The 13,796-nt window shown below is 67.7% G+C and carries 9 protein-coding genes; 4 read left to right on the top strand and 5 right to left on the bottom strand.

All coding sequences use genetic code 11. From position 1 onward, the window contains the following. Nucleotides 1-67: 67 nt before the first annotated feature. From ACKY0X_RS02615 to ACKY0X_RS02600, 4 genes are all read left to right on the top strand, one after another. The gene (locus ACKY0X_RS02615) at nucleotides 68-2,197 is read left to right on the top strand and encodes a cellulase family glycosylhydrolase (RefSeq protein ID WP_409428195.1); all 2,130 of its coding nucleotides are present in this window, start codon (nucleotides 68-70) and stop codon (nucleotides 2,195-2,197) included. Nucleotides 2,198-2,227: 30 nt separating this feature from the next. Next, entirely contained in the window at nucleotides 2,228-3,172 is a 945-nt protein-coding gene (locus ACKY0X_RS02610) for a LysR family transcriptional regulator (protein WP_409428194.1), read from the top strand. A gap of 146 nt (nucleotides 3,173-3,318) precedes the next feature. After that, nucleotides 3,319-5,601: a cellulase family glycosylhydrolase gene (locus ACKY0X_RS02605; RefSeq protein WP_409428193.1), complete on the top strand. Its 2,283-nt coding sequence runs from the start codon at nucleotides 3,319-3,321 to the stop codon at nucleotides 5,599-5,601. A gap of 27 nt (nucleotides 5,602-5,628) precedes the next feature. Beyond that, nucleotides 5,629-7,977 (top strand): cellulase family glycosylhydrolase, encoded by a 2,349-nt coding sequence (locus ACKY0X_RS02600; protein ID WP_409428192.1) that lies wholly within the window; start codon nucleotides 5,629-5,631, stop codon nucleotides 7,975-7,977. A 4-nt stretch (nucleotides 7,978-7,981) separates the two neighbouring features. Here the strand turns inward: ACKY0X_RS02600 and ACKY0X_RS02595 are convergent, their stop codons facing one another. The 5 genes from ACKY0X_RS02595 to ACKY0X_RS02575 all read right to left on the bottom strand — a co-directional run bounded on the left by ACKY0X_RS02595 (nucleotide 7,982) and on the right by ACKY0X_RS02575 (nucleotide 13,552). Beyond that, nucleotides 7,982-8,422, bottom strand: a complete 441-nt coding sequence (locus tag ACKY0X_RS02595) for a hypothetical protein (RefSeq protein ID WP_409428191.1) — start codon at nucleotides 8,420-8,422, stop codon at nucleotides 7,982-7,984. Continuing rightward, nucleotides 8,419-9,390, bottom strand: a complete 972-nt coding sequence (gene hemB / locus ACKY0X_RS02590) for a porphobilinogen synthase (protein ID WP_409428190.1) — start codon at nucleotides 9,388-9,390, stop codon at nucleotides 8,419-8,421. The genes ACKY0X_RS02595 and hemB overlap by 4 nt, the downstream gene beginning before the upstream one ends. A gap of 79 nt (nucleotides 9,391-9,469) precedes the next feature. Then, the gene (locus ACKY0X_RS02585) at nucleotides 9,470-11,188 is read right to left on the bottom strand and encodes a uroporphyrinogen-III synthase (protein WP_409428189.1); all 1,719 of its coding nucleotides are present in this window, start codon (nucleotides 11,186-11,188) and stop codon (nucleotides 9,470-9,472) included. Between the two features lie 43 nt (nucleotides 11,189-11,231). Beyond that, the gene (gene hemC / locus ACKY0X_RS02580; RefSeq protein ID WP_409428188.1) at nucleotides 11,232-12,167 is read right to left on the bottom strand and encodes a hydroxymethylbilane synthase; all 936 of its coding nucleotides are present in this window, start codon (nucleotides 12,165-12,167) and stop codon (nucleotides 11,232-11,234) included. Nucleotides 12,168-12,172: 5 nt separating this feature from the next. Then, entirely contained in the window at nucleotides 12,173-13,552 is a 1,380-nt protein-coding gene (locus tag ACKY0X_RS02575) for a glutamyl-tRNA reductase (protein WP_409428187.1), read from the bottom strand. Nucleotides 13,553-13,796 lie beyond the last annotated feature (244 nt).

The raw sequence follows: 13,796 nt of genomic DNA, 5'->3' as shown, positions 1-13,796 counted from the left end.
ACACGTCACCATGAATGCCCGTCAGAACCATCGCGCTGTCGGACTCGCTACTGCCACAGGCGCGTTTGTGGCGTTCGGGTTGGCGCCACTTGCCGCCCCGGCGGCCCAGGCGGACTTCGATGACGTGATCGACGCCGCCTTCGCGCCCTTTCTGGACGTCAGCACCAACACTCTCGACTGGGATGCGGTGCTCTCGCCGTCGGCCTGGGACACCTTCCTGGCCCCCACCCATTGGGACACCGTCCTTGCCGAACTGTCCGGCACCGCCCTGGCCGGCCCCGCCGTCGCCGACCCCAACACCCTGCTGCTGCAGTACTTCTACACCCCAATCCACAACGGCATCGAAGACTGGATCAACAGCGACCTCGGCCAACAACTCAACAACCTCATCAACCAACCCTTCCTCGCCCTCACCGGCCGCGCCCTGATCGGCGACGGCGTCGACGGCACCGCCGAACACCACGACGGCACCGCCGGCGGCTGGCTGTTCGGCGACGGCGGAAACGGCTGGAACAGCAACGAATCCGGCGGCGCGGGCGGCGCCGGAGGCAACGCCGGCATGTTCGGCAACGGCGGCCAGGGCGGCGATGGTGGCGCCGGTGGCCTGGGCGGTCACGGCGGCACCGGCGGCAACGGCGGCTGGCTGATGGGCAACGGCGGCACCGGTGGCGACGCTGGTGACGGCACCTACACCGGTCCCGGCGACCTCCCCGCCCTCGGCGGCGCCGGCGGCAACGCCAGCATGCTGCTGGGCACCCACGGCGACCACGGCCATTACGGCACCCTTGATGGCGCCCCGGCCGCCGTCGCCGGGATCACCACCGCCGGCACGTGGATCACCGACGCCGATGGTCGGGTCCTCGTGCTGCACGGTTTCAACGAGGTCTACAAGATCCCGCCGTACGAGCCGTCCGCCGGCGGGTTCAGCGACGATGACGCGGCGTTCCTGGCCACCAATGGCTTCAACTCGGTACGGCTGGGGGTCATCTGGGCGGGAGTGGAACCGCAGCCAGGTGTTATCGACTACAACTACCTGGCCTCGATCAACCAGACCGTGCAGACCCTGGCCAACCACGGCATCGTCAGCATCATCGACTTCCACCAGGACGACTTCAGCCCCGTCTTCGGCGGCGAAGGCGCACCGGAGTGGGCCACCCAAACCGGCGGGCTGCCCAACCCCGACATCGGATTCGGACTCAACTACGCACTCAATCCCGCACAGAATCACGCCTGGGACATGTTCTGGTCCAACGCCAAAGGACCCGACGGCGTGGGACTGTTGAACCACTACGCGCGGATGACCCAAGCCGTCGCGGACTACTTCAAAGACGATCCCAACATCGCCGGCTACGAGATCATCAACGAGCCCTGGGCCGGTTCCACTTGGCTGTCAACGATATTCGGCAATTCTTTCTATGAAGCTCAGCAGCTGACCCCGTTCTACAACCAGGTGAGCGCGGCGATCCGGTCGGTCGACCCGACCACGCCGTTGATCTACGAGCCGAACACCCTGTTCAACGAGGCAGTACCGACTCAGCTTGGTCCGGTGGACGACCCGCACGGCGTCTTCGCATTCCACGACTACTGCATGTTGACCAGCATCAGTGCGGCCCTCTCACCGCTGTGCCCGGGATACATCGAGCTACTGGCCGAGAACGGCGAGGCATACACGACCACCTACGGCGTGCCGGGACTCATCTCGGAGTTCGGATCCGGGAACGGCGCCGCGGAAGCGATCATGGTGATGAACGCCGCCGACCAGCGCATGTGGGGCTGGTCGCAGTGGGCCTATAACGGGGTGCCGGCCATCACCGGCACCGCCCCCGGAAATGCGCTGGTCTTCGACCCAAGCAAGCCGCCCGTCGGCGACAATGTCGATTGGTCCAGGTTGGAAGCCACGTCAGCGCCATACGCGCAGGCCGTTGCCGGCACCCCGACCTCATGGTCGTTCGACTCCGGCACCTTCGCGCTCAGCTACTCCACCGAAATAGCCGGCGGCACAGGCCATTTCGCCGCCGGATCGCAGACCGAGATCTCGGTCCCGCCGATCCAGTACCCGGACGGCTACCAAGTCTCCGTCACCGGCGGGCATGTGGTTTCGGCCCCTGGCGCACCGGTGCTGATCATCGCCTCGGACAGCGGCGCCACCACCGTCACCGTCACCGTGACCGGCGCTGCGGGCAGCCCACCCGCGTAGCTTGCCCCCCCGAAACAAGCCGCCCGAGCTATGCTGAGCCCCATCGAGATCAACACCCGCAAGTTGGGCTACTTCGTGGCCGTGGCCGAAGAGCTGCACTTCAGCAAGGCCGCGGAGCGCGTCCACCTTGCCCAGCAGGCCCTCAGCCGGCAAATCAAGGAGCTCGAGAGCCTGGTCGGCGCCAAGTTGCTCGAGCGCACCACCCGCAAGGTGACGTTGACACCCGCAGGCGAAGCCTTTCTCGAGGGAGCGCGCACGGCGCTCGCTGTTCTGGATGAGGCTGCATCCGCAGCCCGACGGGCCGCACGCGGGCTGGCCGGCACTCTGCGGCTGGGCTACGTCCCCGGCGCTGCCCTCGAACTGACACCGTTGATCCTGACCGAGTTCGCGGAACGCCACCCTGCCGTAGTCGTTGAGATGCAAGAGTTTCCGGTCCATGACTCATCGGCGGGCCTGGCATCAGGCGCCACTGACGTTGCGTTCGTGCGGCTACCGAAGGGCCTTCCCAACATCGAGACGGAGGTTTTGTTCGTCGATCCGGTCGTGGCGATGGTGTCGAGTTCGCACCATCTGGCCGGACGCGGTTCGGTGTCCGCGCGGGACCTCGTCGATGACCCGATCACCAACGGGGACACCGTGGACGAGGCCTACCGTGCATTCTGGTGTTTGGAGGCGGCACGCGACGAGTCAACCAAGGCCCGCCTCGTTGCCATCAACTCGATCACTGAGGAAGCCCAACTGGTCGCGACTGGAGCGGCCATTGCGGTCACCAGCGCGGTGGTCATGAACTTCATGCCGCTCCCGGGCGTGCAATTCCTGGGGATCAACGACTGGCCCGGCTCGGCGGTCGCCCTGGGCTGGCACCGCGATGAACGCTCACCCCTGGTCGCCCAGTTTGTCGAGGTCGCGCTCGCCGTGCGGGACCGCGAGGCCGAGCTCGTCCACACCATGGAGAGCAGGCCGACAACCAGCTGAATTCAGCACGCCGACGTTGTCAATCCGGCGGCCGTTTGGTGTTTCAGTTCGCGGCTGACGATTGCCAGGATTGACGCAGGGAGTTATTAGAATTCCTGCTCAGGGTCATGACTACCTGAGAAAATCCGTCGCCAGGGGTTGAGGTTATGACTCGTCAGCGTTCCGTCACGCGTACCCACCGGCTGGGCAAGAACCCGGCACGACGCCGCCTAGTCGGTTTCGGTGTCAGTGCCGGGGCGTTCGTGGCGTTCGGGTTGGCGCCGCTTGCGGCCCCGGTGGCCGGGGCCGACTTCGATGACGCGATCGACGCAGCCTTCGCGCCCTTCCTGGACACCACCACCACCAACGCCCTCGACTGGGACGCGGTGCTCTCACCGTCGGCTTGGGACACCTTTCTGGCCCCCGCACATTGGGACGGTGTGCTGGCCGAACTGGGTGCCCTTGCGGTGCCCGGAGCGGCCAGCTTCGATCAGGCGGACCTGGCTGACTGGGTGCAGCAGTACCTCTACGCCCCGATCCACGCCGGGATGCAGGCCTGGATCACCAGCGACTTGGGCAAGTCGGTCAACGACGTGATCAACACGGTGTTCGGCTCGCTGGTGATCGGCAACGGTGTCGACGGAACGGCAGCGATCCCCAACGGCACCGCGGGTGGATGGCTGTTCGGTGACGGCGGCGCCGGCTGGGACAGCACCGAAGCCGGCGTTGCCGGCGGTGATGGCGGCGCGGCCGGGCTCTTCGGCACCGGAGGGGCCGGCGGTGACGGCGGCACGGGCGCCATCGGTGGCCACGGCGGTGACGGCGGATGGTTGATCGGCATCGGCGGTGACGGTGGCGACGGCGGCAGCAGCGACAGTGGTGTCGGTGGCTACGGCGGTGACGGCGGTAGCGCAACTGGACTGTTCGGGATAGGCGGCAACGGCGGCGATGCCGGCGACGGCGTCTACACCGGTGGCCGAGAACTGCCCGCCCTCGGCGGAGCCGGCGGCAACGGCAGCTCGCTACTGGGCAACCACGGTGTTCACGGGCAATTCGGCTCCCTGGAGGGCCTGCCACCCGGCGGCGTCGCTGACCTTGGCACCACCGGCGCTTGGATCACCGACAACGACGGACGGGTGGTCGTCCTGCACGGATTCGGCGAGGTGAACAAGCGGGCGCCGTTCTATCCCGCCGCTGAGAACGAGGGATTCAGCGATGCCGACGCGGCGCTGCTGGCCGCCAACGGCTTCAACGTGGTGCGGGTGGGCATCCTCTGGGAAGGCGTGGAACCCCGGCCCGGCGTCATCGACTACGACTACCTCGCCGCCATCAACCAGACCGTTCAGACGTTGTCCAACCACGGCATCTACACCGTGCTCGACATGCACCAGGATCTGTACGCGGCCGGACTCGGCGGCCCCCTGGGCTACGGCGACGGTGCCCCGGACTGGGCGGTGCAGACCGGTGGGATGCCCGATCCCGATACCGGCTGGCCGTGGACTTATGCGCTCAACCCGGCGGAGAACCACGTCTGGGATGCCTTCTGGCGGAACTCCGACGCGCCCGACGGCGTCGGTCTGCAGAACCACTACGCGCAGATGTGGCAAGCCGTTGCGCATTACTTCAAGGACGACCCGCACGTTGTCGGCTATGAGCTGATGAATGAACCGTGGGCGGGTTCGACGTGGCTGTCGACCATCTTCGGCAACTCGTTCTTCGAAGGCCAGCAACTCACCTCGTTCTACGATCAGGTGGCTTCGGCGATCCGGTCCGTCGACTCGACCACCACGCTGTACGTCGAACCGAGCACGCTGTCCGGCAACTTGCCGATCCCGACGTACCTGGGCGAAGTGGACGATCCGAACGTCGTCTACGCGTTCCACGACTACTGCACCATGACGGCGCTGTTCGGCACCGACTTCGGCTGCTCGCTGTGGGAGACGATCGTGCACGGCTACGCCGACGCCTACGCATCGAAATACGATGTGCCGGTTGCGATCACCGAGTTCGGCGCGTCCACCAACACCGGTTCGATCACCGACACCATGACCGAGGCCAACCGCTATGGCTACAGCTGGATGTTCTGGGACTACACCCTGATTCGCTACCACGACCTGCACACCCCGATAACCGACGACACCGTCGACTATGCGACCTTGACCACGCTGGCCCAGCCCTACCCGCTGGCGGTGGCCGGCACCCCGGACTCCTGGTCGTTCTCGGACGGCACCTTCCACTTCAGCTACTCGACCGAGATGACTGATGGCTCAGGACACTTCGCCGCCGGCACCCACACCGAGATCTCGGTACCCGCACTGCAATACCCCGATGGCTACCAGGTCAGCGTCACTGGAGGACACGTCGTCTCCGCGCCGGGCGCCCCTGTCCTGGTGATCGCCTCCGACAGCGGAGCAAGCACCGTCACCGTCACCGTCACCCCCGCGATCTAGGAGATGCGTCTCACCATGACAGACCGCATGAGCGGCCGAACCATCGGATTTGCCACTGCCACAGGCGCATTCCTGACCTTCGGACTGGCGCCACTGGCCGTCGCGCCCGCGGCCCAGGCCGACTTCGACGACGCGATCGAAGCAGCCATCGCACCCTTCGTGGACACCACCACCAACGATCTCGACTGGGACGCGGTGTTCTCCCCCACCGCCTGGGACACCTTCTTCGCCCCCGCGCACTGGAACACCATCTTTGGCGAACTCAGCATCCCGGGTGCCGCTGCCGGACCGGCGGCCTACGACCCGGCCGACCTGACCGCATGGATCCAGCAATACATCTACACCCCGATCCACACCGGCATCGAAGCCTGGATCCACAGCGACCTCGGCCAACAGGTCAATAACTTCATCAACGAGCCGTTCCTCGCACTGACCGGGCGCGGCCTGATCGGTGACGGCGTCGACGGAGATCCGTTGCACGTCAATGGCACCGACGGCGGCTGGTTGTTCGGCGACGGCGGCGTCGGCTGGGACAGCACCGTGGACCACACGCCCGGCGGCAACGGCGGACACGGCGGACTCTTCGGCATCGGCGGTGCCGGCGGCGACGGTGGCGCCGGCGCCTCAGGTGGTGCCGGCGGTGCCGGCGGCGTGATCATGGGCATCGGTGGCGTCGGCGGCGACGGCGGTGACGGCGACCTCGGTTTCAATGGCGGTGCCGGCGGGGCCGGCGGCGCAGGCGGCGACGCGACGGGCTGGCTCTTCGGCCTCGGCGGCAACGGCGGCCATGGCGGCGACGGCGCTGCCGGCGGGTCCGGCGTCGCGGGTGGTCACGGGGGTGACGGCGGTAGTGCTGTCGGGCTGTTCAGCAGCGGCGGCCACGGTGGTGATGCCGGCGACGGCGTCTACAGCGGCCCACGCGATCTACCCGCCCTCGGCGGAGCGGGCGGAGGCGGAGGCCTACTCGGCGCCCACGGCGACCATGGCCACTTCGGCACACTCGACGGCGCCCCGGCCGGCGGCCTCTCCGACATCACCACTGCCGGCAGCTGGCTGGTCGACAACGACGGGCGAGTCGTCATCTTGCACGGATTCGGCGAGGTAGTGAAAGACCCGCCGTTCTACCCCGCCGCCGAGGGATTCGGCGACGCCGACGCCGCGCTGTTGGCCGCCAACGGATTCAACGTGGTGCGGCTCGGCATCCTCTGGGCCGGGGTCGAGCCCGAACCCGGCGTCTACGACTACGAGTATCTGGACCTGATCAACCAGACCGCACAGACGCTGTCCAACCACGGCATCCGCGTTGTCCTGGACATGCACCAGGACAACTACGGCACCACCTTCTGGGGCGATGGCGCGCCGGCGTGGGCGGCGCAGACCGGCGATCTGCCCAACCCCCACACCCCATTCCCATTCCGCTACGTCATGAGTCCCGCGGAGAACTACGCCTGGGACGCGTTCTGGGCCAACGCCGACGGGCCAGACGGCGTCGGACTGCAGAACCACTACGCGCTGATGTGGCAAGTCGTTGCGAACTACTTCAAAGACGACCCCAACGTGATCGGCTACGAGCTGATGAACGAGCCGTGGCCGGGCTCGACATGGCTGTCGACCATCTTCGGCGGCTCGTTCTTCGAAGGCCAGCAGCTGACCCCGTTCTACAACCAGTTGGCCGCAGCAGTCCGCTCGGTCGATCCGGCCACACCGCTGTACATCGAACCCAGCGTCCTGTCGGGCAACCTGCCCATCCCGACCTACCTGGGCGAGGTGGACGATCCGCGCGTCGTGTTCGCATTCCACGACTACTGCACCACAACGGCTTTCATGGACAGCAACTTCGGCTGCTCACTGTGGGAGACGATTGTGCACGGCAACGCCGACGACTACGCATCAAGATACGACCTACCGGTGGCGATCACCGAGTACGGCGGAACCACCCACGCCGGCTCGATCGCCGACACCCTCAACGCGGCCAATAGCTACGGCTACAACTGGATGTTCTGGGACTACACCATGCTCCGGTACTGGGACCTGAACCAGCCGATGACCGAAGACAACATCAACATGGACCTACTGACGCAGCTGTCCGAGCCGTACCCGCTTGCGGTGGCCGGCACCCCGAACTCCTGGTCGTTCGAGGACGGCACCTTCGAATTCAGCTACTCCACCGAGATGGCCGGCGGTACAGGCCAGTTCGCGGCCGGAACCCAGACCGAGATCTCGGTGCCGAACATCGTCTATCCGGACGGCTATCAGGTCAGTGTCATCGGCGGGCACGTGGTCTCGGCGCCCGGTGCACCGGTGCTGATCATCGCCTCGGACAGCGGCGCCACCAGTGTCACCGTCACCGTGACGGCTGCGGGCGGCAGCGGATAACCGGCTATCGGACGAAGTAGGCGTGCGCCTCGGATCGGTGCAGCAGAACGGTGCCCGCGGCGATCAGCACCGATCCGACAATGCCGGTGACCGCCACCACAATCGCCACCGCGGGCCTCGCATCGGCGTGCCACAGCGCACTGACCGCATTGACCACCGCGGCGATCCCGCCGCCGGTCAACACGGTGCGCGCCCAGCGATACCCGGAGCGCATCAGCAGCAGAAAGGTCGCCACCACCACGACCACCACGATCGCCGTCAGCGCGACGATCGGGTAGGTGACCGCCGACGCGGGGACCTCCGGGGCGGTCAGCAGGTTCACCACGTATCCGCACGTCATCAACGGCAGGGCGGCCAGCCACAGCCAGAACCCGGTGTCGACGTCCGCGGGACGGTCAGGCGCAGCCGCGGCCGGGGGCCGCGGCCCCTCGGGTGAAGCCGTCACGCCAGCCAACCGGCCGCTTCGGCCGCCCAGTAACTCAGCACAATGTCGGCGCCGGCCCGCCGGATCCCGATCAGGGACTCCAGCGCCGCGGACCGTCCGTCGATCCAACCGTTGGCAGCGGCCGCCGCGATCATCGCGTACTCGCCCGAGACCTGGTAGGCGGCAACCGGAACCGAGGACACCGCGGCGGTCGCCGCGATCACGTCCAGGTAGCCCATGGCGGGTTTGACCATGACGATGTCGGCGCCCTCAGCGAGATCGAGGGTGACCTCACGCAGCGCCTCACGGGCGTTGCCGGGTTCCTGCTGATAGGTGCGACGGTCCCCGGCCAGCGTCGAGGCAACCGCGTCACGGAAGGGGCCGTAGAACGCCGATGCGAACTTCGCCGCATAGGCCAGGATCACCACGTCGCTGTGCCCGGCGGCATCCAGCCCGTCGCGGATCGCGGCCACCTGGCCGTCCATCATTCCGCTCGGACTCACCACATGGGCTCCCGCATCCGCTTGGGCAACAGCCAGTTCCACGTAGCACTTCAGGGTGGCGTCGTTGTCGACCCGACCTCGCTCGTCAAGCACCCCGCAGTGGCCGTGATCGGTGAACTCGTCCAGGCAGGTGTCGGCCATCAGCACCGTGGCATCACCGAGATCGGCAGCGAGATCGCGCAGCGCGGTGTTGAGCACGCCGTCGGGAGCCGCGCCGGCCGATCCTGTGCTGTCTTTGTCCGCCACTGTCGGAACCCCGAACAACATCAGCCCGCCCACTCCGGCCGCCACCGCCTCGGCGGCCGCGGCGCGCAGCGAATCACGGGTGTGCTGATACACCCCGGGCATGGAAGGGATCTGCCTCGCCTCGTCGATCCCGTCGGCGACGAACATCGGCAACACCAGATGCCTTGGCTCCAGCGATGTTTGAGCTACCAACCGGCGCATCGCCGGAGTGGAACGCAGCCGGCGCGGACGCTCTCTCATGCGTTGACTCTGCGGTGAGGGCGGACGTTACTCGCACTTTTCCGCCGTGGACGCAGAGTCAACGCGAGAGAAGTCACCGTTAGCGCCTGCGGCTCTTCTTACGCGGCGGCGGCAACGCACCCTCTGCCCGCAGCCGCGCAGCGTGCTCGGCCAGGGCGTCGACCAGCGGACCCACTGCCGCGGTCTCCGGCTGCACGTCCACCCGCAGCCCGAATTCGGCTGCCGTCTCGGCGGTCTTGGGGCCGATGCAGGCCACCAGGGTCCGGGCGTGCGGCTTGCCGGCGATGCCGACGAGGTTGCGCACCGTCGAGCTCGAGGTGAAGCACACCGCGTCGAACCCACCGGTCTTGATCATCTCGCGGATGGTCGCCGGTGGCGGAGCGGCCCGCACGGTGCGGTAGGCGGTGACGTCCTCGATCTCCCAGCCCCGCTCGCGCAGCCCTTCGGCCAGCGTCTCGGTGGCGATGTCCGCACGCGGCAACAGTACTCGGTTCACCGGGTCGAAAACATCGTCGTAGGGCGGGAATTCGTCCAGCAGGCCCAGCGAGGACTGCTCACCCGACGGCACCAGCTCGGGGCTGATCCCGAACGCCCGAACACGCTCTGCGGTGGCCTCGCCGACGCAGGCGATCTTCACTCCGGAGAACGCACGTGCGTCCAGACCGAACTCGGCGAACTTCTCCCAGACGGCGCGCACCGCGTTGGTCGAGGTGAACACCACCCACTGGTAACGGCCGTCCACCAAACCCTTGACGGCCCTTTCCATCTGGGCCGGGCTACGCGGCGGCTCGACGGCGATGGTCGGAACCTCGATCGGTGAGGCGCCGTGCCCGATCAGCCGGTCGCTCATCTCCCCGGCCTGGTCCTTGGTGCGCGGCACCAGAACCGTCCAGCCGTACAGTGCGCGGCTCTCCCACCAGTTCAGCTTGGCTCGGTTGCTCACGGTCTTGCCGATGGTCACCACCAGCGGCCCGGCCGAAGTCTCCTGGCCGTTGGGCAGGATGACCGGGTCGATGCTCGCCAGCGCCGACGCCTCCGTCAGGCCGCCGAGACTGGACTCGATCGAACGCTGCGCGCAGGTGGTCCCCGAGGTGGTGACCACGCACGGCGTGCCGTCCGACAGGCCGTACTCGATCAGGGTGCGGGCCGCCTCCGGCAGGTGAGAGGTGGTGGCCTGCAAGATCAGCGGCCCCGGAGCGGCAGCCAGCGCACCCCAATCCACGTTCGGGTCGCGGACGTCGGCCACGGTGTGCGACGAGCCGAGCGGCAGACCTGCGTAGGTGGGCACCGCACTGGTGGCGGGCAGGCCCGGCACGATCTCGAAAGCAATGTTGGTGCGGGCCACCGCGTTTACCTCGGTGATGACCGCGTCGATCGACAGCGGGTCACCGGCGACCAGCCGCACCACGTCGGTACCCGAGCGCGCCTCGGTGGCCAGGATCTTGGCCACCTCGGCCGGCTCGCCCAGCGCCGGACGGATGTCGGGGCCGCCCGGAACGATCGCAGCAGCCTCGTCGGCAGCGTCATCGTCGGCGTCGGCGGCGTTGTCGGCCGCGTCGTCACTGGCCTTGTCCGCCTTGGGGGCCGGCGGCATCGGACCGGCGATCGGAGGCAGGTCCGTGCCGATCAGCGCCAGCACCGCCTCGGGCACATCCGGGTCGATAAACACCAGCGCGGCATTCGTCAGCGCCGTCCGTGCCCGGGTCGTCAGCAGACCCGGGTCGCCGGGACCCGAGCCGACGAAAACGATGCGGCCCGGCTTGGGCTTCTGCCCGCGCACGCTCACCTGGCGAGACATTCCGTACTCCCCGTCACTTCTCACTCACTTCCGACGCACGTCTTCACCGTGCGTCCGCCATCAGCTCGCGCGCACCCAACTCGAACAGTTCCGCCGCGACCGACACGCCCAGTTCCCGGGCTCGGTCCGGACTGCCGATGCCGGACGCGCGGATCACGTCGGATCCGTCCAGCGCCGCCACGCAAGCGCGCAGCGACAGCTCCTCGAAGACCCGGCCGTCCTCATCGATGGACTCGACCACTTCGGCGATCGCGCCCACCGGTGCGGAACAACCCGCCTCCAGTTCGGCGAGCAGGGTCCGCTCGGCAGTAACCGCCAGGCGGGTGTCGGTGTCGTCCAACTCCGCCAGCAGCTCCGCCAGTGCCGTATCACCGGCGCGGCACTCGACCGCCAGTGCCCCTTGGGCCGGAGCCGGCAACATCTGTACCGGTTCCAACGTCTCGGTGACCGCGTCGAGGCGTCCCAGCCGGGCCAGACCCGCCCGGGCTACCACGATGGCGTCGAGTTCGCCGCTGCTTACCCTGTTCAACCTGCTATCTAGGTTGCCTCGTAGGGGGCGAATTTCCAAACCGAGACCCAGTGCTCTAAGCTGTGCCGCCCTTCGCGGCGACGATGTGCCCACCACGGCACCCGCCGGCAACTCCCCCAGCACCAATCCGTCACGCGCCACCAGCGCGTCCCGAGCGTCCTCCCGAGGCGGATTTGCGGCGAGCCGGAACCGGGAGTCGGCAGCGGTCGGCAGGTCCTTGTGCGAGTGCACGGCAGCATCGACACGGCCGTCCAGAATGGCCTCCCGCAGCGCAGCGGTGAACACCCCCACGCCGATGTCGGCGATAGGACCGGACGTGACATCCCCGGCGGTGCTGATCACGACCAGTTCAGCGGGGTGCCCAGCAGCCACCAAAGCATCGCGAATGGTCCCGGCCTGGGTGGTGGCCAACAAGCTACCCCGGGTACCGATGCGGATTACTTCACCCAAAACGTCTACCCGGCCGACCCGGTTTCGGCGCTGACATCAAGTCCTCCCGGCACTACTGGCAGTTCACCGGCGGTCGCGACGGCGTCCACGGCGGTCGGATCGAGCTCGAACAGCTCGCGTAACGCCTCGGCGTAGCTGTCGCCGCCGGGCGAGCTGGCCAGCTGTTTGACCCGCACCGTGGGGGCGTGCAGCAGCTTGTCGACGACGCGACGCACGGTACGCGCCACCTCCTCGCGCTGGGCGGCCTCCAGGTCCGGCAGCCGGTGATCCAGCCGCAGCAATTCGGCGGTGACCACGTCGGCGGCACGCTGGCGCAGCGCGGTCACGGTCGGGGTGACCTCGGCCATCCGCTGGCCGGCCAGATAGGTGGCGACCTCGCGGGCCACGATGTTGCGCGCGGCCTCGGTGTCGGCGGTGGCGACCTGCGCCGAGGGCTCGCGCTGGATCCGTTCCATATCGATGACCCGCACTCCGGGCAAGCCGGCGACCGCAGCGTCGACGTCGCGTGGCATGCCCAGGTCGCAGATCACCAGCGGTTGGGTCGCCTCGTCGCGGGTGCCCCCGGCCAGCGCGTGGTGCACGTCGGCCAGTGAGACGACGGGGCTGACCGCTCCGGTGGACGACACCACGATGTCGGCGCTGGTCAGGCTGGCAGCCATCCGGTCCAGGGCGACCGCGTCGGCCGTGACACCGCTCTCGCGGATCTTGCGGGCCAACCGTTGAGCGCGCGGCAGCGAACGGTTGACGACGTGGATGTGTTGGACACCGGCGCGCACCAGATGTGCCGCGGACAGCGCGCCCATCGACCCGGCACCGATCACCACTGCGGTCCGTCCCTGCAGCGCGTCGTCACCCCACTGCTTGGCCGCGATACCCAGGGCGACCGAGACCACCGACGCACCGGCGGCGTCGATTCCGGTCTCGGAGTGCACCCGCTTGCCCACCGACAGCGCGCGTTGCGCCAGTTCGTGCAGCACCCGGCCGACACTGCTGTTGGCCTCGGCGGAGGCGTAGGAGCGCCGTACCTGGCCCAGGACCTGCTGTTCGCCCACGACCGCGGAGTCCAGGCCGCTGGCCACCGAGAACAGGTGCTCGACGGCGGCCTCGCTGTAGCGGACGTAGGCGTACTTGGTCAGGTCGGCCATCGACATGCCGGAGTGTTCGGAGAGCACCTGTCCGATCGCCGACAATCCGGCGTGGAAGGCGTCGACGACGGCGTAGATCTCGACCCGGTTGCAGGTCGACAGGATCATCGCCTCGGTGACGAGCGGCGATTGCAGCACCTGCTCGACGATCTTGATCTGATCGGATTCAGCGGTGCTGAGTTGCTCGAGTACGGAGACGGGGGCGCTGCGGTGCGAGACCCCGAAGAGCAGGACGCTCACGGCAATATCACCTGGTCCGCTCCTTGCTGTCACCCGTGAAGAAACTTCTCTCCACGGTAGAGGCTAAAGCGCTGGCCTACCAAATTCGGCGGTTCAGCGAGGCTCGACGAAGGAGAGGCGAAGCTGGAACCGCCGTATGAGCGAGCGGTTCAGCGAGGCTCGACGAAGGAGAGGCGAAGCTGGAACCGCCGTATGAGCGAGCGGTTCAGCGAGGCTCGACGGAGGAGAGGCGAAGCTGGAACCG

Origin of the sequence: Mycobacterium sp. SMC-11, assembly GCF_046250095.1 — a bacterium.
GTDB lineage: Bacteria > Actinomycetota > Actinomycetes > Mycobacteriales > Mycobacteriaceae > Mycobacterium > Mycobacterium heraklionense_A.
This window is presented reverse-complemented; position numbering and strand designations above follow the sequence as displayed.